The sequence below is a fragment of the Pseudoduganella sp. UC29_106 genome, from assembly GCF_044055365.1.
GTDB lineage: Bacteria > Pseudomonadota > Gammaproteobacteria > Burkholderiales > Burkholderiaceae_D > Rugamonas.
The window spans coordinates 2,005,764-2,022,219 of sequence record NZ_CP171977.1 but is presented as its reverse complement, the minus strand read 5'-3'; the positions used below and the strand labels follow the sequence as shown (position 1 = coordinate 2,022,219).

General features: G+C 62.4%; 30 protein-coding genes and 3 pseudogenes. 12 read left to right on the top strand and 21 right to left on the bottom strand.

What is annotated here, in order from left to right:
* Window positions 1-92: 92 nt before the first annotated feature.
* Genes ACHMW6_RS10535 through ACHMW6_RS10520 form a run of 4 tightly spaced genes read left to right on the top strand, consistent with a single transcriptional unit; the run spans window position 93 to window position 864 of the window.
* On the top strand, window positions 93-242 hold the full coding sequence (locus ACHMW6_RS10535) for a hypothetical protein (protein WP_395407039.1): 150 nt from the start codon (window positions 93-95) through the stop codon (window positions 240-242).
* Complete coding sequence (locus ACHMW6_RS10530) at window positions 208-582, top strand: GIN domain-containing protein (RefSeq protein ID WP_395407038.1); 375 nt, start codon at window positions 208-210, stop codon at window positions 580-582. The genes ACHMW6_RS10535 and ACHMW6_RS10530 overlap by 35 nt, the downstream gene beginning before the upstream one ends.
* Window positions 486-707, top strand: coding sequence for a GIN domain-containing protein (locus tag ACHMW6_RS10525; RefSeq protein WP_395407037.1), 222 nt, complete (start codon window positions 486-488; stop codon window positions 705-707). The genes ACHMW6_RS10530 and ACHMW6_RS10525 overlap by 97 nt, the downstream gene beginning before the upstream one ends.
* Before the next feature lie 25 nt (window positions 708-732).
* Entirely contained in the window at window positions 733-864 is a 132-nt protein-coding gene (locus ACHMW6_RS10520) for a hypothetical protein (RefSeq protein ID WP_395407035.1), read from the top strand.
* A 4-nt stretch (window positions 865-868) separates the two neighbouring features.
* Here the strand turns inward: ACHMW6_RS10520 and ACHMW6_RS10515 are convergent, their stop codons facing one another.
* From ACHMW6_RS10515 to purU, 17 genes and pseudogenes are all read right to left on the bottom strand, one after another.
* On the bottom strand, window positions 869-1,156 hold the full coding sequence (locus ACHMW6_RS10515) for a TonB-dependent receptor domain-containing protein (RefSeq protein WP_395408575.1): 288 nt from the start codon (window positions 1,154-1,156) through the stop codon (window positions 869-871).
* Between the two features lie 178 nt (window positions 1,157-1,334).
* On the bottom strand, window positions 1,335-1,499 hold the full coding sequence (locus ACHMW6_RS10510) for a hypothetical protein (protein ID WP_395407034.1): 165 nt from the start codon (window positions 1,497-1,499) through the stop codon (window positions 1,335-1,337).
* Between the two features lie 69 nt (window positions 1,500-1,568).
* A complete protein-coding gene (locus ACHMW6_RS10505; protein ID WP_395407032.1) occupies window positions 1,569-1,853 on the bottom strand; it encodes a TonB-dependent receptor domain-containing protein in 285 nt (94 codons plus the stop codon).
* 7 nt (window positions 1,854-1,860) lie between these two features.
* Window positions 1,861-2,226, bottom strand: coding sequence for a hypothetical protein (locus ACHMW6_RS10500; protein WP_395407030.1), 366 nt, complete (start codon window positions 2,224-2,226; stop codon window positions 1,861-1,863).
* Entirely contained in the window at window positions 2,201-2,779 is a 579-nt protein-coding gene (locus ACHMW6_RS10495) for a TonB-dependent receptor plug domain-containing protein (protein WP_395407028.1), read from the bottom strand. Before ACHMW6_RS10495 ends, ACHMW6_RS10500 begins: the two co-directional genes overlap by 26 nt.
* A 262-nt stretch (window positions 2,780-3,041) precedes the next feature.
* A pseudogene (locus ACHMW6_RS10490) lies at window positions 3,042-3,350 on the bottom strand (DUF1775 domain-containing protein); the annotation flags it as partial.
* Entirely contained in the window at window positions 3,314-3,490 is a 177-nt protein-coding gene (locus ACHMW6_RS10485) for a hypothetical protein (RefSeq protein ID WP_395407027.1), read from the bottom strand. The pseudogene ACHMW6_RS10490 and the gene ACHMW6_RS10485, both read right to left, overlap by 37 nt.
* A gap of 10 nt (window positions 3,491-3,500) precedes the next feature.
* Window positions 3,501-3,623 carry a hypothetical protein gene (locus tag ACHMW6_RS10480; RefSeq protein WP_395407026.1) on the bottom strand — a complete coding sequence of 41 codons (123 nt, stop codon included), beginning with the start codon at window positions 3,621-3,623 and terminating at the stop codon, window positions 3,501-3,503.
* Entirely contained in the window at window positions 3,614-3,964 is a 351-nt protein-coding gene (locus ACHMW6_RS10475) for a copper chaperone PCu(A)C (RefSeq protein ID WP_395407025.1), read from the bottom strand. The genes ACHMW6_RS10480 and ACHMW6_RS10475 overlap by 10 nt, the downstream gene beginning before the upstream one ends.
* A gap of 32 nt (window positions 3,965-3,996) precedes the next feature.
* Entirely contained in the window at window positions 3,997-4,392 is a 396-nt protein-coding gene (locus ACHMW6_RS10470) for a DUF2946 domain-containing protein (protein WP_395407024.1), read from the bottom strand.
* 98 nt (window positions 4,393-4,490) lie between these two features.
* Window positions 4,491-4,931: a M48 family metalloprotease gene (locus tag ACHMW6_RS10465; RefSeq protein WP_395407023.1), complete on the bottom strand. Its 441-nt coding sequence runs from the start codon at window positions 4,929-4,931 to the stop codon at window positions 4,491-4,493.
* Window positions 4,900-5,205 (bottom strand): hypothetical protein, encoded by a 306-nt coding sequence (locus ACHMW6_RS10460; RefSeq protein ID WP_395407021.1) that lies wholly within the window; start codon window positions 5,203-5,205, stop codon window positions 4,900-4,902. Before ACHMW6_RS10460 ends, ACHMW6_RS10465 begins: the two co-directional genes overlap by 32 nt.
* 250 nt (window positions 5,206-5,455) lie before the next feature.
* Entirely contained in the window at window positions 5,456-5,797 is a 342-nt protein-coding gene (locus tag ACHMW6_RS10455; RefSeq protein WP_395407020.1) for a VOC family protein, read from the bottom strand.
* A 106-nt stretch (window positions 5,798-5,903) separates the two neighbouring features.
* On the bottom strand, window positions 5,904-6,455 hold the full coding sequence (locus ACHMW6_RS10450; protein WP_395407019.1) for a hypothetical protein: 552 nt from the start codon (window positions 6,453-6,455) through the stop codon (window positions 5,904-5,906).
* 28 nt (window positions 6,456-6,483) lie between these two features.
* Entirely contained in the window at window positions 6,484-7,074 is a 591-nt protein-coding gene (locus ACHMW6_RS10445; protein ID WP_395407018.1) for a hypothetical protein, read from the bottom strand.
* Between the two features lie 18 nt (window positions 7,075-7,092).
* Window positions 7,093-7,629: a YaeQ family protein gene (locus tag ACHMW6_RS10440; RefSeq protein WP_395407017.1), complete on the bottom strand. Its 537-nt coding sequence runs from the start codon at window positions 7,627-7,629 to the stop codon at window positions 7,093-7,095.
* Window positions 7,630-7,638: 9 nt separating this feature from the next.
* Window positions 7,639-8,507: pseudogene (purU, locus tag ACHMW6_RS10435) on the bottom strand (formyltetrahydrofolate deformylase).
* Window positions 8,508-8,630: 123 nt separating this feature from the next.
* On the opposite strand from purU, the pseudogene ACHMW6_RS10430 reads away from it, so the two are divergent.
* From ACHMW6_RS10430 to ACHMW6_RS10410, 5 genes and pseudogenes are all read left to right on the top strand, one after another.
* Window positions 8,631-9,641 (top strand): annotated as a pseudogene (locus ACHMW6_RS10430) (NADP-dependent oxidoreductase).
* 55 nt (window positions 9,642-9,696) lie between these two features.
* Window positions 9,697-10,227: a hemerythrin domain-containing protein gene (locus ACHMW6_RS10425; RefSeq protein WP_395407016.1), complete on the top strand. Its 531-nt coding sequence runs from the start codon at window positions 9,697-9,699 to the stop codon at window positions 10,225-10,227.
* A gap of 112 nt (window positions 10,228-10,339) precedes the next feature.
* Entirely contained in the window at window positions 10,340-10,630 is a 291-nt protein-coding gene (locus tag ACHMW6_RS10420) for a KGG domain-containing protein (RefSeq protein WP_395407015.1), read from the top strand.
* Window positions 10,631-10,715: 85 nt separating this feature from the next.
* Window positions 10,716-11,192 (top strand): GNAT family N-acetyltransferase, encoded by a 477-nt coding sequence (locus ACHMW6_RS10415; RefSeq protein WP_395407014.1) that lies wholly within the window; start codon window positions 10,716-10,718, stop codon window positions 11,190-11,192.
* A gap of 53 nt (window positions 11,193-11,245) precedes the next feature.
* Window positions 11,246-11,767, top strand: coding sequence for a YgjP-like metallopeptidase domain-containing protein (locus ACHMW6_RS10410; protein ID WP_395407013.1), 522 nt, complete (start codon window positions 11,246-11,248; stop codon window positions 11,765-11,767).
* 140 nt (window positions 11,768-11,907) lie between these two features.
* On the opposite strand, the gene ACHMW6_RS10405 is transcribed toward ACHMW6_RS10410, so the two are convergent.
* The 3 genes from ACHMW6_RS10405 to ACHMW6_RS10395 all read right to left on the bottom strand — a co-directional run bounded on the left by ACHMW6_RS10405 (window position 11,908) and on the right by ACHMW6_RS10395 (window position 13,588).
* Window positions 11,908-12,477 (bottom strand): TIGR00730 family Rossman fold protein, encoded by a 570-nt coding sequence (locus ACHMW6_RS10405; protein ID WP_395407012.1) that lies wholly within the window; start codon window positions 12,475-12,477, stop codon window positions 11,908-11,910.
* Complete coding sequence (locus ACHMW6_RS10400) at window positions 12,474-13,139, bottom strand: TetR/AcrR family transcriptional regulator (RefSeq protein WP_395407011.1); 666 nt, start codon at window positions 13,137-13,139, stop codon at window positions 12,474-12,476. The genes ACHMW6_RS10405 and ACHMW6_RS10400 overlap by 4 nt, the downstream gene beginning before the upstream one ends.
* A gap of 62 nt (window positions 13,140-13,201) precedes the next feature.
* Window positions 13,202-13,588, bottom strand: coding sequence for a phasin family protein (locus ACHMW6_RS10395; RefSeq protein WP_395407010.1), 387 nt, complete (start codon window positions 13,586-13,588; stop codon window positions 13,202-13,204).
* A gap of 80 nt (window positions 13,589-13,668) precedes the next feature.
* Between ACHMW6_RS10395 and ACHMW6_RS10390 the strand changes: the two genes are divergently transcribed.
* From ACHMW6_RS10390 to ACHMW6_RS10380, 3 genes are all read left to right on the top strand, one after another.
* Complete coding sequence (locus ACHMW6_RS10390) at window positions 13,669-13,914, top strand: hypothetical protein (protein ID WP_395407009.1); 246 nt, start codon at window positions 13,669-13,671, stop codon at window positions 13,912-13,914.
* Window positions 13,865-15,055 carry a SagB/ThcOx family dehydrogenase gene (locus ACHMW6_RS10385; protein WP_395407008.1) on the top strand — a complete coding sequence of 397 codons (1,191 nt, stop codon included), beginning with the start codon at window positions 13,865-13,867 and terminating at the stop codon, window positions 15,053-15,055. Before ACHMW6_RS10390 ends, ACHMW6_RS10385 begins: the two co-directional genes overlap by 50 nt.
* Before the next feature lie 450 nt (window positions 15,056-15,505).
* Complete coding sequence (locus ACHMW6_RS10380; RefSeq protein ID WP_395407007.1) at window positions 15,506-15,718, top strand: nitroreductase family protein; 213 nt, start codon at window positions 15,506-15,508, stop codon at window positions 15,716-15,718.
* Here the strand turns inward: ACHMW6_RS10380 and ACHMW6_RS10375 are convergent.
* Window positions 15,715-16,389, bottom strand: a complete 675-nt coding sequence (locus tag ACHMW6_RS10375) for a response regulator (RefSeq protein ID WP_395408574.1) — start codon at window positions 16,387-16,389, stop codon at window positions 15,715-15,717. The genes ACHMW6_RS10380 and ACHMW6_RS10375 overlap by 4 nt on opposite strands.
* Window positions 16,390-16,456 lie beyond the last annotated feature (67 nt).

Here is a 16,456-nt window from a genome sequence, read left to right as displayed (position 1 = left end):
GCTGAGTGCAGCCTGTCGCAATCGTGAGGCGGCAGCAGGCTCCCCTGAACTATCATTCCATCATCAAATATTGAAGCTTAAAGGAGATGATGATGGAATTTTCTGCTGCAGTGCGCAAAATCGTGCTGGCGATCGGCCTGATCGCCGCCGTGGCTCCGGTGGCGCAGGTATCCGCCTCGCCGGGCTGGTTTGCAGGCGAAAAGGTTCATGGCAGCGGGGCCATTGTTAAAACAAACACGTGACGTCAGCCCCTTCGAAGGCCTGGAACTGGGCATGCCGGGCAGCGTGGAAGTGCGCATCGGCGGCTCCGACAACGTGACCATCGAAGTCGACGACAATCTGCAGCCGCTGATCGAAACCGTGATCGAAGGCGGCACCCTGAAGATCCGCCCAGTGCGCAAGGAACTGCAACTCAATACCCGCGGCATGAAGATCTTCATCAGCGCCCGCAAGATCGACAAGCATATCCGTCGGCGGTTCCGGCGATGCTGGATGCCGAGGGCCTGCGCGGCCAGCGCCTGTCCTTCAACGTCGGCGGTTCCGGCTCCATCAATGTGCGCGGGCTGGAAGCAGAATCGGTAAAAGTGTCGCTGGGCGGCAGCGGCAACCTGAAAGCCAGCGGCCATACGGAGCACCTGGCCGTATCGATCGGCGGTTCCGGCAAGGTGGGGCACCGGCCAGCTGGGCGAGCCGCGATGTCAGCGTGAGCAGTGGCGGCTCGGCCAGGCGACCGTGTGGGCCAAGCAGTCGCTCTCCGTCAGCGTGGCCGGTTCCGGCGACGTGTCCTACTACGGCGACCCGCAGATCAGCAAATCGATCATGGGTTCCGGCAGCATCCGCCGCCTGAGCGGGGCGCCGCAGTAAGTTTTTACAAGTCGTACTTCAGTTCCGCACTGACGGTACGCTGTGTGTAGGGGTGGAAGGCCCAGTACTTCTTGTTGTTCAGGTTATCCACCCCGACCGACGCGGACCAGTTCTTGTCAAACCGGTAGCGCACGCGCGCATCGACCACGAAGTAATCCGACACCCCCGTGTACGTGAAGCCATTCGGATCGCTGTTATCCAGCGTGCCGTACTGCTTGCCGCTGTAGCGCGCGCCCAAGCTCGTGGTCCAGTGCTGCCCACGTGATAGGACGCCAGGAAGGTCGCCCGCCAGTCCGGCACGCGCGGCTGTCGCTTGCCAACGCTGGCCGGCAGCCTGGCGTTGCTGACGATCTTCGAATCGGCATAAGTCAGGCTGCTGCTGATCGAAAGGCCATGCACCAGCACATCGTCTTCCTGCTGCGAGAGTTCCAGGCCCGTCGTACGGATCTTGCCCACGTTTTGCACGGTGCTCACGGTCGGCGTGAGCGGCTCGAATACAGCGCATCGCGCGTGGTTTCGTGGAAGACGGTGGCACGCAGGCTGCCTTTCGTGGTCAGGCGCTCGGCGGTCAGTTCGCTGGTCCAGGATTTTTCGGCACGCAGGTTGGGATCGTTGTTGAGGATTCTCCCGTCCACCACCGAACCCGGAACAATTCCGCCGCCGTCGGATTGCGCACGGCGCGGCCCGCGGAACCTTTCAGCATCTCACAACTCGTTCGCCCGCCAGGAGAGCGCCGCTTTCGGAGACGTGCTGTTTTCGCGGCGCTCGCCGAACGGCACGCCCGACAGCTTGCCGTCGAACGCCGTCCAGCGCTCGGCACGCAGGCCCAGCATGGCTTTCCAGTCCTCGTTGATGCGCCAGGTGTCCTGCGCATACAGCGCTTCCAGCCGCGTGCTGCCGTTGAACACCGTGCCGCCGACGCGCGACCGCAGTTTGGCCGTGTCCCGCTGCACGCCGAAGTCCAGTGCATGCCCCCGCCGGGGCGCCAACTGCCCTTCAGCGCCAGGGTATTCCAGCCGCTGTCTTTCCAGGTCGGTCACGATGCCGCTCTGATTGACCACATCGCGCACATAGTCGTACTTGCTGGCCCCGACTTCCCAGTCGAAGCTGCCAGCGCCCGTGCGTCTTCAGCGACAAGCCCTGCATGATGTGCTCAAGATCGCCCTTGCTGGTTGCGAAATCGGCTGGCGTAACCGTGAAGCGCTTGCCATTGATATTGATATCGCCCTTGTAGACCGGGTTGCCCGCCGCATCGCGCAGATACGATTCGACATTGCGCGTGGCATCGTTCTGCCACCACCCCAGCGTGTAGCTGGCGCGTAGCGTGGGCGACAGATCATACGGCCAGCTTGACCTTGGCATGATCCTGCTTCGTGTTGATCTGATTCGTGCTGCCAAGGATGAACCAGTCCTTGTTCGATGGATTGCGGTCGGCCACGGCGCCGGTGACCGGCACGCCCGTTGCGGCGCCCGGCGCCGGCGTCACCCCGGCGGAGGCCAGCTTGGTGACGAACGCCAGCGGCTGACCATCGCTATCCAGGCGCGACACATCCACCCACCACGACAACGCGCCATTGCGATTCCCCAGCGACGCGCTGCCGTTGCGCCCATAGTGGCGCGAGTCCGACGCATACTGCTCGAAGCCCTGCGTAAAGGCACTGAGTTTCATATGCGCTTCGAGCTGGCTTGGCATCCGCGTCTGGTAATCCACCACCGCGCCGACCGAGTTACCCGCATACGCCGCCGAAAACGGTCCGTACAACACGTCTACCCGCTCGATTTCCTCGGGCGTGACCAGCCCCCAGCGCGGCGTGAACGTGGCGCCATTACCCAGCAAATTGGAAAGCAGGATGCCGTCCGCATAGACCAGCGAACGCGCGCTATTGCCCGTGCCGGAAGCACGGCTGGCCAGCACGGCGTGGTCGTAGTCGCCGGATAGCGCTTGCGCACGTTCAGGCTGGGCAGGTACTTCAGCGCATCCTCGCTGTCGATCGCGTTGATGCGGTCTTCGATCTGGGCACCGGTGATGCCCTCGATCGTGGTCGGGATCTGGGTCGGGAGCGATGTCGGACGCCCCCATTGATCGTCACCACGTGGTCCGCATAAGCCGGACAGGCGAAGCCAATCGCCGCCAGCATCGCTGCCAGCGGTTTATATTGCAGTTGCATGGCGTCTCCTTAGTGGTGCGCGTGTTCGCCTGCAGCGGCAGGCTGGATCTCCAGCACCGGCGCGGGATTCTTGCCGCCGGGCGTGCGTCTCGTCCACGCAGCGCTGCCCTTCACGCAAGCCTGCATGACCTTGAAGTAGCGAGTACCCGTGTCGGCCGGCAGCTTTACCTGCATCACGAATTCATCGTAATACTCGTCCGGCAGCGGCCCGCCGGACCAGGTCACGCTGGTCGGCGTGGTCTTGATTTGCCAGCCCTGCTTCGGCATTGGCTTGGCGCCTTTCACGCCTTCCGGCAGCGTGACGGTGATTTCACGGGTGGCGCTGCCTGCGCAGCCATGTCCACACGGAAGGTCAGCTTCTGATAGCTGCCCGCCGTGGCGGTTTCTGTTTCCAGCGTGATATGGGCGTGCGCGGACGCTGCCAGCAGCGCGGCTGCAGCAATAACGATACGTTTCATGGCTGGCCCCTTAGTGTTGCGCGTGAGCGCCGGCAGCGGCCGGGCTGTAGCTCAGAGGCTTGACGGGGACTTGCACTTCCACGTTGCTGCGCTTCTTGTCCTTCTTGTTTTCGACCACCAGGGTCAGAGGCACGGTTTCGCCCTCTTCAGCTGCCGTTTCAGCTGCATCAGCATCACGTGGTACCCGCCCGATGCCAGCGCGACCGGCTTGCCGGCAGGGAGATCGATGCCTTCCACATGCGACATCTGCATGCGGTCGCCCTGCATCTTCATCTCGTGAATTTCAGCGTCGGCGATGGGAGTGCGGACTTCGACCAGGCGCGCGTCCTGTGCGGACTGCAGCTGCATGAAAGCGCCCGATGCCTTGGCGGCGGGGACGGTGGCGCGGATCCACGGATCCTTGACGGTGACTTGGGCGTTGGCGCCAGCGGCGAATGCGATCGCCATTGCGAACGCGAGGATTTGCTTGTTCATTTATTTGCTCCTGAAGTTATTGAAAAATAGGTTCAGGAGCGTGGCGGACCTCGCGGGTTGGCGCTTGCCCAGATTTCCAGCGGCGCCGGAGATTGATAGAACAGCAGTGGACGCAGGCTCGGCTCGGCCGCCGCCAGTGCGGGCATTGCGTCGGATGGCGGCAGGCCTGTGCTGCCGGCGTGCGGCAGGCAGTATGCGCAATCCGCCATGTCCATTGCCATGACCGGCGCGGACTTGGATGGCTTGCTGCGGTCAGTCAGCGCTCGGAAGGTCTCCGCCGTCAGCTCGCCGGTCCCGCTGATGCGGGTACCGTCGTTCAGGCAAATCTCCCACACGCGCGGCTTGCCTTTTGCCAGGGCCACGGCATGCGAAATCGAAGGCGCGAGCGCGTTCAGCAGCACCGCCAGGCAGGCGAGCCAGATGAACATCAGCCTCGATTTCGATTTCAGTCGCATGGGCTGGATTATAGCCGATGCCCGTGTATGCTGCCGGCGCCCGCAGCCCCGCAGGCACAAGCGCCCGGCCACTACCGCGCGGCGTCGAGCTGTCGCGCCAGCGCGCGCGCCGCCTGCCACCGAGCATTCGGCGACGGATGTTCCGCGCTGCTCAAATTCGGCGATCGGCTATTGCGCGCCAGCTTGCGGAAGTAGCCCGCCAGCGCCTCGGCCGGCCACCCGGCGCGCCACGCCAGCCGCATCCCCTCGCGGTCCGCCTCCTCTTCGCACGCCGCATTGAATCCACCCAGCGCCCGCATCAGCGAACCATCGTTGTCAATCGCATGTTCCAGCTCTGCATACGGCCGCCTGGACCACGCAGGATCGAGCCTTATCGCCTCCTCCGCCTCGCGCAGATTATGCAGCAACACCGAATGCGCGATTTCATGCGCCAGCAGCATCGCCAGCTCCGCGTCGTTCAGGCCCAGCTCCGACACGTGCTCACCGCCGACCAGCAGCAGTCCGCCTGCCATTGATGATGCATTCGGGTCGCCGTCCGGCGTCGTACTGCACCTCCCATGAGAAGCTGGCGGCCGCCGGGTAATCGCGCATCGCCTGCGCAATCAGCGGCCGCACGACGCGCTCCACCCGCGCCTGAAAGCGCTCGTCCGATCCAGCCGATACGCCGCCCGCAGTGCCTCGATGCGCTCGCGATAGAGCCGCGCCGCCCGCCGCCACCTCCTCCTGCGTCACCGCCTGAGCAGCGCCGTTCAGCATGAAAAACAAAGCGATTGCATACTTCATCATGGGAAGCGCCTCTCCGAAAGAGCCTTCACGCGCGGGTCGCTGTCTGCCGCATCGCGTTCTGCCCGGCAACCCGCCCACGCGCCGCCTCGGACGACCACGTTTCCCCCTCGATCAGGCTCGAACGGAATATCCAGCAGCGTAAGCGCCGCTTCAACGGCGACCGGAGCCGGAAGCTGCCGCGCGTACAAGACTTATCGTGCCATCATGCATATCCTTAGCCCGACGTCGCCGAACGCCTCGCAATAAGCGCTTAGGCGTCTTCATTTTCGAAGTTAAGCTCAACGCCATTGCCCGCTGGGTCACTGAAAAACAGTTGAAGCAGCTGGGTTTCCGGGACAAGGGCGGTCCTATATTGGATGCCCCGCCTGGTGAGCTCCTGCTCGTAGGCCGCCCGGCCGGTACATTGGAAGGCAGCATGGTCGAATGTGCCGACCGGCTGGGCCGGCCTATTTTCGGTTGGCCTTGACTCTGACAGATGCAGGACGGCCTGTCCTCCGGCATAAAGCCAGTAGCCAAAGCTGCGGAAAGGCGGACGGTCGCCAACTTCGAGGCCGACGACCTCACAGTAAAAATCACGCAATTCGTCGAGCAACGCTCGATCGGCGCGCAAATTGTAATGACTAAAAACCGATGGCTGGCATCTGGACTCCTGACTTTATTCAGACCGCAAAAAGTGCGGTTTCGATGGCAGTATAGTTTCATTGCTCATCTTGCGGCTGAAGCGGGAAGATCTGCCAGGGAAACATGGATAACAAAGCCTTGGCGTCGCCGTCGAATTGCTGGCGATAGTGGTGCGCGTGCGGCGTCGGCACAATAGGAACGCCATCCGTGAAACTAATCGATTGAAGAACTTCGCAGAAACATTCAATCGGGCCGTAACCATAGACCAGGTTGTGACGATCCCAGACAATCGTGCCCTTTGTTGCAGGTGAATGCACCCGAAGATCGAAACGCGAATCACCTGCGAAGAACGAAGCGAAGCGATCAAGGAATGCTTGCAGCTCATCGCCGCTGAGCTGCGGACTTTGGTATCGTCCGGGAGTACCTTCACCACGCGGAGTGTGCAATACGTACAGGACGAAAAACGGTGGAGCCAGGCATTTGATAAGCTGCGCAGGTACGCAAAAGTCACCAACAGGAACTCCGGCAAGTAGCCGCGCTGTTCCTGCCGACGTTATTTCAGTCGTGAAAACTGCAGAGTGAGAATGCGGCTGCCACTCTCCATCTAATTGCCAATCAAGCTTCTGCATTGTCTTTTTTATTGGTGCTTTCATAAATTTAACATGCCGAAGTGTCGTCCTCGGGCAGACGAGTGTTACACACCCGCGTTGCGCGCGCCTGCTGCCGCTTTAGCAAAGTCGCCAGACGGCTGCGCGCGGAGCGGAGGTGGAGGATGGGATAGACGTTAACGAGCAACTGGATGAGCAGGAAGAGCGCGGACAGGCCGGGTTGGCTGCGGAGGAAGAGGAAGGCAATGTAGGGTGTGAAGAGCACGGCCGCCCAGAAATGAGTGGCTTCGACAGATAGCAGACGGCGGTGGAGGCTGAGGAGGTCGTCGGCGCCGGACGAGTAGACCTGCGCATTGAAGTAGCGCAGCGGCGTGTTGCGCAGGACGCTGCCGAATTGGGGGACAGCGAGCCGACGATAGAGTCGTCCGGATTGCTCCCAGGGGCGAATCCGAAGGAGCGCACCCGGCATGGGCAACATGAAGAACGGCTCGGCAAGCTTGGCCAGCGCCATGAAGTAGAACATCAGCAGCAGCGCGAGCCAGGGCGATGAAAAGCCGATGACCTGGCCGAGCATGGCCGCACAGACGGCGAACACGATCGCCGTGCCGATAACTAACAGGACGCTGCGCAGCCGATGCACACTCCTCCTTTGCGCGCGTCAGGCCTTCCACACCTCGCGCAGCACTTCTACGGTTGTCTCGCCATCAGTCAGCCAGATCTGGCCATCTTGGATCGTGCATTGCAGCTGCATGGTGCGCTGGGCCATCTTCTCCAGCGCGGCGGAGGACTCGGGGTCGATATTGATCACGCTGACATTCCTCGCGCGGTCGATCTTGGAGGCCAGCTGCTTCCACCAGACAGGCGAGGCGCTGCTATAGGAGTAGACCATTACCTGCTCCGAGCGGCCGGAAGCCTTCAGCAGGCGGCGCTCGTCCGGTTGGCCGACCTCGATCCACAGCTGGATCGCGCCGGTCAGGTCCATTTGCCACAGGTCCGGTTCCTCGGTGTCGGAAATGCCCTTGGCGTTGACCAGCCTTTCGTCGGCGTGGATGGCGAAGGCCAGGATGCGGATCATCAGGCGCTCGTCCGTCTCGGACGGGTGACGCGCCAGGGTCAGCAAGTGCGTGCCATAGTAATTGCGGTCCATGTCCGCAACGGAGAGTTCTGCCTTATAGATTGTAGATTTGAGAGCCATGAAAACAATTTACTTGAAAATAACGGTGCGGTGACCGTTCTGCAGGATGCGGTGCTCGGTGAACCATTTCACCGCGCGCGCCAGCACCACGCATTCGACGTCGCGGCCGATGGCCGACAGCGTCTCCGCGTCCATCGAATGGTCCACGCGCTCGACGTCCTGCTCGATGATCGGACCTTCATCCAGGTCGCCGGTCACGAAGTGTGCCGTGGCGCCGATCAGCTTCACGCCGCGCTGGTGCGCCTGCGCATACGGCTTGGCGCCCTTGAAGCTGGGCAGGAAGGAGTGATGGATATTGATCGCCTTCCCTTTCAGACGAGTGCACAGCGACGGCGACAGGATCTGCATATAGCGCGCCAGCACCACCAGGTCGATCTGGTGCGAATCCAGCAGCTCGATGATGCGCGCTTCCTGCGCCTGCTTGGCCGATTCCGGCGCGCCGGCCGCCAGCGGCAGGTGGTGGAAGGGAATGTTATAGCTGGCCGCCAGCTGGTAGAAGTCCATGTGGTTGGACACGATGGCCGGATCTCGACCGGCAGCAGGCCGCTCTTGTAGCGGAACAGCAGGTCGTTCAGGCAGTGGCCGATCTTGGACACCATCAGCAGCACGCGCGGCTTGCGCCCGGCGTCGTGCAATTCCCATTCGAGACCCATCGCCTCCCCCACCTGGCCCAGGGCGGCGCGCAAGTCGGCGTCGGTGACGCCGGCATCCTCGCGCGCGAAGTGCACGCGCATGAAGAAGCGCTTCGTTTCCTGGTCGCCGAACTGGGCCGAGTCAATGATATTGCAGCCATTCTCAGCCAGGAATCCCGAAACGCGATGAACGATGCCGCGCTGGTCGTGGCAGGATAGCGTGAGGATGTATTCCGGGTGACTCATGGCGTGATCTCTGAATGGATGAGCCGTCTATTGTCGCATGAACCACCGATAATTCCGAAATAGCACGTTCGTTTCATTTTCAGGTATAGTGGAAAAACAACCCAACCATAAGGAAAAGAACAGATGGAGAACACACAATACCGCCTGGCCGCGCGCCCGGTAGGCATGGCCAAGGACAGCGACTTCCAGCGCACCACGGAAGCCGTGCCCGAACTGAAAGATGGCGACGTACTGGTCAAGACCCTCTACCTCTCGCTGGACCCGGCCATGCGCGGCTGGATGAATGAAGCGAAATCCTACATCCGTCCGGTCGCGATCGGCGAGGTCATGCGCGCCGGCGGCGTGGGCGTGGTGGTGGAATCGAAGTCGCCGAAGTTTGCCGCCGGCGACCATGTGGCCGGCGGCCTCGGCGTGCAAACCTACTGGTCCGGCCCGGCCGACGACCGCAGCGCCGCCCTGAGCAGGATCGATCCCGCGCTCGCTCCCCTGCCCGCCTGGCTCAATATGCTCGGCATGCCCGGCATGACCGCCTACTTCGGCCTGCTCGAAGTGGACAGCCGCGCTCGGGCGAGACCGTGGTGGTGTCCGGTGCGGCAGGCGCTGTCGGCCAGACCGTAGGCCAGGTCGCCAAGCAGCTCGGCTGCCGCGTGGTCGGCATTGCCGGCGGCAAGGACAAGTGCGACTTCGTCGTCAACGAGCTCGGCTTCGATGCCTGCATTGACTACAAGAACGCCGATGTGCGGGCCGGTCTAAAGGAACACTGTCCAAATGGCGTTGACGTATACTTCGATAACGTTGGTGGCGACATCCTGGATATAGTCCTGACACGCATCAATATGAAGGCGCGCATTGTTATCTGCGGCGCCATCTCACAATACAACAACACCACCCCCATCAAGGGTCCGTCCAATTACCTTTCCCTGCTCGTCAATCGCGCGCGCATGGAAGGCATGGTGGTATTCGACTATGCGGATCGTTACCCCGTTGCCGCTGCCGCGCTCGGCAAGTGGCTGAAGGAAGGCAAGATCAGAAGCAAAGAAGATGTGGTGCGCGGCATTCGAGAATTTCGTGCCGGCGCTGAACATGCTCTTCGAAGGCAAAAACTTCGGCAAACTGGTCTTGCAGGTCGACTGACTTCCTCCGGCTCCTTTTGCGCGGCGCCACTTCAACCACACAAAAGGAGCCAGTCATGAATACGCCAGCAAAAGATGCCGTAGCATTGCTCACCGCCGATCACGACAAGGTCAAGCAGCTGTTCCGCGAGTACGAGAAATGCGATGCCAATCATCAGGGCATGAAGGCTGACATCGCCCACCAGATTTGCCTCGAACTCACCATCCACACCAATATCGAAGAAGAAATCTTCTACCCCGCCGTGCGTGTCGAAACGCAGGACGAGCAGCTGGTCGATGAAGCGCTGGCAGAGCACGCCGAGGCAAAGGAGATGGTCGAGCGCCTGCGCTCCATGCAGGCGGAAGATGCCGGGATGGACCAGCTTGTTTCCCAGTTGCGCGCGGCCATCGAACACCACGTGACCGAAGAGGAAACGGAGATGTTCCCGAAGATGCGCCAGTCGGACGCCGATCTTGGCCAGCTGTGCGAGCAGATGCGGGACCGCAAGGAGGAGCTGGAGCACGAAATGGGCGCTTCGCCGGTCCGCGGCAGCGCCGACAGCGAAGCGGCCGGCGAGCAGTCTGCCGTGGGCCAGGCCGGCGCCTGATCAAATTCAGGGAACTTCGGCGGAGTACACTTCTCCAATCCATCAGGGCGGCCCGAACCGCCCAGTGCCGGGCGCGTTGCCCGGAACTTTTCCTTTGCTTTGAAGGAGGTGGATGATGGGCGATCAACAAGAAGGCAGCACGCAACCCAAGGCCAAGCGCGGCTTCGCCGCCATGGATGAAGCCACACAGCGCGCCATCGCCAGCAAGGGCGGCCAGGCCGCCCATCAGAAGGGCACGGCGCACGAGTTCGACTCGGAAGAGGCACGTCGGGCTGGACAAAAAGGCGGCGAGGCCGTCAGCCGCAACCGCGAGCACATGGCGGAGATCGGGCGCAAAGGAGGAGAAAGCAGGCAATCCACACGCGGCAATCGACAGGCTGCCGACAAGGAGGAAAAGAGCTGAATACCAGCCGGGTCTGGTATGGGACCCGGCTATGCTTTTTGCTTTGCGTATTGACGCGGATCAAACTTCCGTGTGTAGTGTCCATATGACAGACCTGACCCCGAATTTTATGGAGATCCGCAAAGCCGCCCCTTCCGACAATGGCGCAGCCAGGGACTTGGTGCGCGTGTCGCTGGCAGCTTTTGGCATTGAGGCGGACTTTGATCATCTGGATCGCGCAATCGCGCTGTTTGGCACGTTCGAGAGCGGCAACGCAATCGAGCTGGTGGCCATTATCGATGGCGCGCTTGCCGGCTGCGTCGCGATTCAGCGGCTTGGACGGGAAAGTGCGAAACTGTTTGGTTTTCATGTCGATGCTTCGCGACAGGGCCGTGGCGTGGGCCGCGCGCTGCTCGCCGCGGCGATCGCGGAAGCAAACGCACTTGGCATTTCGCGCCTTCATCTCGATACCTGGGACGACATGCAGGCGGCGGTGCACCTGTACGAGTCATTCGGCTGGCAGCGCGCGGAGGATCCGCATCCTGATTCGGGCGCTAACCGCAGCTACGTACTGGCCTTGTAGCCACAACGCCGCCGGGCGCGATGGGAGTGCGTTCGTGATACCATCGCGCCTCCATGAAATACCTCAGCGCTTACTCCGAACAGACTTTGCAACAGGTGCGGCTCCTGATCGATCAGGACCGCCTGGGCGAAGTGCTGCTGAAACGTTATCCGAAAGCTCACGATGTCCGCACGGACCGTGGCTTGTATGACTACGTCCAGGACCTGAAGTCGGAATTCCTGCGCAATGCGGCGCCGATCGACAAGGTGGCTTACGACAGTAAGATCCACGTGATCAATCACGCGCTGGGACTGCATACTTCGATCTCACGGGTGCAGGGCGGGAAGCTGAAGGCCAAGCATGAAATTCGCGTGGCGACGGTGTTTCGCGACGTGCCTCTGGAGTTCCTGCGCATGATCGCGGTGCATGAACTGGCGCACGTGAAGGAGAAGCAGCACGACAAGGCTTTCTATAAGCTGTGCACTTATATGGAGCCGAATTATCATCAGTATGAGTTTGATTTGCGGCTTTATTTGACGCAGCTGGAGCTGGCTGGCGGCACGCGCCTCTGGTCGGGAGGCACGGCGGATCAATGATCCGCCCTACGCGAACCGGCCGATCAAAATGTTCGCGCCCACCAGCTGAGATCCGATCGGTCAAGCCATTCGCGCCGGACGGTCGATCCGTCGAAGCGCGTAGGGCGGATCAAATGGGGGCGCCGAGCCCCGCCGTCACTCTAGCGCGTCCATTTGCTGACATTTTCAGGCCGCGGCTCGCGCAATCGTTCGATCAGCTTTTGCGGCGAATCCTCGACCATCATCAGCGCCGCGTGCTGCGGGCGGATGAAGCCTTGCGCGCTGGCGTGGGCGATGAACTGCACCAGGTGGTTGTAGAAGCCATCCACATTGAGCAGGCCGACCGGCTTGGCATGGAAGCCGAGCTGCGACCAGGTCAGCATCTCGAACAGCTCCTCCAGCGTGCCCATGCCGCCCGGCATGGCGATGAAGCCATCCGACAGCTGCGCCATCATCGCCTTGCGCTCGTGCATGTCCTTGACGATGAACTGGCGCGTCAGCCCAGTGTGGCCAACTTCTTTCTCGACCAGGGCGGATGGAATCACGCCCGTCGCCTCGCCGCCAAGACGCAGCACTTCATCGGCAATGATGCCCATCAGGCCCACATTGCCGCCGCCGTAGACCAGGGACAGGTTTTGCTCCACCAGCGCAGCGCCCAGCGCGCGCGCCTGTTCGGCGTAACGGGAATCGACGCCCGCATTGGCGCCGCAATATACGCAAATCGATTTCATTTCAGCTTCTTCAGATATTCTTCAGACAGTTTCTGGAACAGGACATTCGTCTCGCCCCGCAGGTAAGGGCCGATCTGGGACAGCACCTGGTAGCAGCCGCGTGCCAGCGCGTCCGCCATCGATTGCTGCTCCGAGTACTTGCGCGGATTGCGCACGAATTCGTAGGACAGCCAGTACGTCGCCACCACGACCATGTTGACGCTCATCGCATCGATGGCCATGTCGCTCGCTTCCAGCGAGCCTTCGGTGCGCAAGTCCACGCACAGGTTCTTCGCCACCTTGATCTTGTGCGCCAGCAGTTCCTTGAACTCCAGTTCCAGCTTGCGGTTGCGCGACAACAGGTCGTTCAGGTCGCGGTAGAAGAAGCGATAGCGCCAGATCAGCTCAAACATCAGGTGCAGGTAGAGCCACACGTCTTCGATGTTCGAGCGGCGTCCGCTCGGCACCTGCAGCATGCGCTCGGCTTCGGCCTTGAACTGGACGAAGATGGAGTTGACGATATCGTCCTTGTTGCGGAAGTGGTAGTAGAGGTTCCCGGGCGAGATATTCATCTCTTCCGCGATCACGGTGGTGGTGATATTCGGCTCGCCGAACTCGTTGAACAGGCGCAGCGAGAGTTCCAGGATGCGTTCGCGGGTTCGTCGTGGAGCTTTTTGTAGCATATGAGGGGAGTCTCTATTGTTTCCCCTGCAAGCATATCATTGATGGGCCTCAGGCAACAGATTTACGGGGCAGCTTTCTTCGCAGCGGGCTTTTTGACGGCTTTTTTTGCGGCGGGTTTCGCGGCTGCCTTCTCTGCTTTCTTTGCGGCGCTCAGTTTTTCCACCTGGCGCGTCAGGTCGTCGACACGGGCGGTCAGCGCATCGATCTCCTTGCGCATCGGGACGCCGATCGACTCCAGCGCGCGCGTCACCCGCTCTTCGAATACCTGCTCCAGCGTGTTGACGGTTTCACGCACGTGCCCGGCCTTGTCGCCTTCCATGCTGCGCGTGCGCTGCTGCAGGTCGGTGAACGCGCCCAGGCCCGCCTGCCAGATCTGCTGCGCGGATGAGCGTACGGCCTTGGTCATATGGTCTTCGCTCTTTTCCTGAGTCTTGATTTTCTTGGCCATGGCCATTCTCCTTGTGCGGGCTTTCATTGTAAGCCAGACAATCTAGAAACGGGCTTCTAAAGCTGTTGTGCAGGTCTAGAATGGTCGCCATGGGCCCGAAAATCCTATGGGTGTTGCTGCCGTTGCTGTTGTACGGCGTGCTGCTCGTGCTGGCCTGGCGCGGGCGGGCGCCATCGCGTCTTTCAGTCAATATGCACGGCAGCCTGCTGCTCGTGGTCTATCTGCTTTGCACCGCCGGCCTGGGGATCTTCTGGGGTCGCGAACCAGCAGTTGCCGGTGTTCGACTGGCATTACCTGTTTGGGTATGCGACGCTGCTGCTCGTTAGCTTGCATCTGTTCTTCGATCTGCCGGTGCTCGTGCGGTGGCTGCGACGCACCGCGGCCGCCACGCCCGCTACACCGCCGTCCGCATCTTCGCCGCCACACGCCGCTGCCTCGTCCCGGCGCTGGCGAGCGCTGGCTGTGTGGTTCGCCGCGCCTCTCGCACTGGGCGCCGCCTTCTGGCTGGGCGCGCAGTTTGCCAGCGCTCCGGCGCCACAGCGTGCGGCGCCTGACGATCCGATCCATGCTGTGTTGCGCTTCCACGAATACTCTTCCGAATCGCGCACCAGCGCCTTCCGCCGCGCTCCCGTGCCGGCGCTGGATGTCCAACCGCCAGTATTCAAGTCCTATCCAGATGCGCCTCATATCCCTCTGGGCCGCGGCACGCCGTCGAGAGATGGGCGCAGCCTGGGCGCGATGCTGGGCGGTCCCGGCGCAGCGCGTCCTCTCACGCTGGCCGCGCTGGGGGAGATATTGTTCCTCTCCGCCGGGGTGACAGCGCATCGCGGTGGGCTCGCCTTGCGCGCTGCCCCTTCTTCAGGCGCCCTGTTCCCCGGCGAGGTGTACATCGCGGCGCGGCACGTGGATGGCTTGCCCGCAGGCCTGTACCACTATGATCCCGAGCATCACCGGCTCGATGGTCTCGGCGCCCTTCCCCTTTCGCTCGCACCTCTTATTGGCAACGCCGATGTCCTGGTCGTTGTTGCCGCGGTGCTCGACCGCACCGCGTGGAAGTACCGCAACCGCGCCTATCGCTACGTCGCCGCGGATCTGGGCCACCTGCTCGAGAACGTGCGCCTGGCTGGCCACTACGCTGGCCTCCCTGTTCACCTGCCTGTCTTATTCCCCGAGTCCCAACTCACCCATGCCTTCAACCTGGACAGCCGCCAGGAAGGCGCTCTGGCCCTCGCCCGCCTCGGCGGTGTGGCCGGCGACGACGATGCGCGTGACGGAGCGCCAGGCGGCGCGCCGCGCGGCGGGGGGCCAAGCGTTGGGCAGTCGGGCGGCGGCACGACAGGGGTGGACGCGGCGCGCGGCGAGGCAGCAAGCGTCGGTGCGGTGGGTGGTGGTGGGACAGGAACGGGACGCGGTGCATGTCCGGGACGGGCGGCGCCGGCCACACCGGTGATGGCGCGGCAGGCGTAACGGAGGCGGTGCACGCGGCGACGTCGCTGGGAGCGGGATTAGCGGACGATGCGTCGCGGACGCGGTCGAAGGGGCAGGATGCGGAAGGGGAGCTAGTGGAGCTGCCGCGGGCGGAACGGGCGAGGCGGGCGCGGATTTTGTATGGAACGATCGTCAAGCGCCGCAGCCAGCGCAGGTTTGCAGAAGAGGCGGTGCCGCTCACCGCCCTGGCGGCGATGTTGGCGGAAATGTCGCAGGAGCCGATGCTATCGGACGCGGTAAAGGTGGATCTGGTGGTGAACCGGGTGACGGGAATAAAACCAGGCGTGTACCGCTACCTGCCGCAGCGGCATGCGCTAAAGCGGGTGCGGGAAGGACGGTTCGCGGAAGAAGCGCAGTCGGCAGCGCTGTCGCAGGACGTAATCGGCGCCGCCGCGGTAGTGCTGATCCTGTCCGCCGAGCGCGCGCGCGATGTTCGCCTGGCACGGCGCGCGCGGCTACCGGCTGGCCTTCCTGGAAGCGGGCATGATGGGCCAGCGCTGGCTGCTGGGCGCCACCGCAAGGGGACTGGCCGCCTGCCCCGTCGGGGCATTCTACGACGACGAAGCGGCAAAGCTGATCAGCGTGAACCCGCAGCAGCGCTGGGTGCTGCACTTCGCGGCGTTGGGCAAACCGGCAAACTAGGCCAGCAATGCCGTCGCCACCGGCGAAGCGCGCAACTGCCCGTGCAGGCGGAAGCCCTCGCGGATATTCTCGCGCAGCACCGCCCCCTTCCACGGCTTGGTATAGAAGCGGTCGATCGCGCCATGATTGATGGCCGCCATGATCGGCGTGAGGTCAGCATACGCCGACAGCATGATGCGGAAGGTATCCGGCGCCAGGTTCTTCACGCGCTCCATGAACTCCGTGCCGCTCATCATCGGCATGCACTGGTCGCACAGGATCACCTGCACCCGGTGCTGGGCGAGAACGTCAAAACCCTCGGCCGCCGTCTGCGCCGTCAGGATGCGGTAACCATCCTGGGACAGGAAGTCGCTCAGCACATCGAGCATGAAGGCATCGTCGTCCACGATCAGCAAGGTTTGCTGGTCGACGATATGCTCGTCCACCGGCGCCTGCAAGTGACGACCCTCGCGCAGCATCTGCTCGAATTCGTCCGCCGGCACAGGGCGGCTGAAGTAATAGCCCTGCATCTCGTCGCACTCATGGCGGCGCAGATAGGACAGCTGCGCATCCTTTTCCACCCCTTCCGCAATCACCTTCAGCTTCATGCTGTGCGCCATATTGATGATGGCCAGCACGATGGCAGCATCGTCCGGATTGCTGGTCACCTCGCGCACGAAAGCGATATCGATCTTCAGCTTGTCGATCGGGAAGCGCTTCAGGTACGCCAGCGAGGAATAACCGGTGCCCGAAATCGTC

What these genes read in the sequence shown, in the direction of transcription:
- ACHMW6_RS10535 (WP_395407039.1), top strand. Translation starts at nt 93, where the DNA reads ATGGAATTTTCTGCTGCAGTGCGCAAAATCGTGCTGGCGATCGGCCTG.
- ACHMW6_RS10530 (WP_395407038.1), top strand. Translation starts at nt 208, where the DNA reads ATGGCAGCGGGGCCATTGTTAAAACAAACACGTGACGTCAGCCCCTTC.
- ACHMW6_RS10525 (WP_395407037.1), top strand. Translation starts at nt 486, where the DNA reads ATGCTGGATGCCGAGGGCCTGCGCGGCCAGCGCCTGTCCTTCAACGTC.
- ACHMW6_RS10500 (WP_395407030.1), bottom strand. Translation starts at nt 2,226, where the DNA reads ATGCCAAGGTCAAGCTGGCCGTATGATCTGTCGCCCACGCTACGCGCC.
- ACHMW6_RS10485 (WP_395407027.1), bottom strand. Translation starts at nt 3,490, where the DNA reads ATGAAACGTATCGTTATTGCTGCAGCCGCGCTGCTGGCAGCGTCCGCG.
- ACHMW6_RS10475 (WP_395407025.1), bottom strand. Translation starts at nt 3,964, where the DNA reads ATGAACAAGCAAATCCTCGCGTTCGCAATGGCGATCGCATTCGCCGCT.
- ACHMW6_RS10470 (WP_395407024.1), bottom strand. Translation starts at nt 4,392, where the DNA reads ATGTTCATCTGGCTCGCCTGCCTGGCGGTGCTGCTGAACGCGCTCGCG.
- ACHMW6_RS10465 (WP_395407023.1), bottom strand. Translation starts at nt 4,931, where the DNA reads ATGGCAGGCGGACTGCTGCTGGTCGGCGGTGAGCACGTGTCGGAGCTG.
- ACHMW6_RS10460 (WP_395407021.1), bottom strand. Translation starts at nt 5,205, where the DNA reads ATGATGAAGTATGCAATCGCTTTGTTTTTCATGCTGAACGGCGCTGCT.
- ACHMW6_RS10450 (WP_395407019.1), bottom strand. Translation starts at nt 6,455, where the DNA reads ATGCAGAAGCTTGATTGGCAATTAGATGGAGAGTGGCAGCCGCATTCT.
- ACHMW6_RS10440 (WP_395407017.1), bottom strand. Translation starts at nt 7,629, where the DNA reads ATGGCTCTCAAATCTACAATCTATAAGGCAGAACTCTCCGTTGCGGAC.
- ACHMW6_RS10425 (WP_395407016.1), top strand. Translation starts at nt 9,697, where the DNA reads ATGAATACGCCAGCAAAAGATGCCGTAGCATTGCTCACCGCCGATCAC.
- ACHMW6_RS10420 (WP_395407015.1), top strand. Translation starts at nt 10,340, where the DNA reads ATGATGGGCGATCAACAAGAAGGCAGCACGCAACCCAAGGCCAAGCGC.
- ACHMW6_RS10415 (WP_395407014.1), top strand. Translation starts at nt 10,716, where the DNA reads ATGACAGACCTGACCCCGAATTTTATGGAGATCCGCAAAGCCGCCCCT.
- ACHMW6_RS10410 (WP_395407013.1), top strand. Translation starts at nt 11,246, where the DNA reads ATGAAATACCTCAGCGCTTACTCCGAACAGACTTTGCAACAGGTGCGG.
- ACHMW6_RS10405 (WP_395407012.1), bottom strand. Translation starts at nt 12,477, where the DNA reads ATGAAATCGATTTGCGTATATTGCGGCGCCAATGCGGGCGTCGATTCC.
- ACHMW6_RS10400 (WP_395407011.1), bottom strand. Translation starts at nt 13,139, where the DNA reads ATGCTACAAAAAGCTCCACGACGAACCCGCGAACGCATCCTGGAACTC.
- ACHMW6_RS10395 (WP_395407010.1), bottom strand. Translation starts at nt 13,588, where the DNA reads ATGGCCAAGAAAATCAAGACTCAGGAAAAGAGCGAAGACCATATGACC.
- ACHMW6_RS10390 (WP_395407009.1), top strand. Translation starts at nt 13,669, where the DNA reads ATGGTCGCCATGGGCCCGAAAATCCTATGGGTGTTGCTGCCGTTGCTG.
- ACHMW6_RS10380 (WP_395407007.1), top strand. Translation starts at nt 15,506, where the DNA reads ATGTTCGCCTGGCACGGCGCGCGCGGCTACCGGCTGGCCTTCCTGGAA.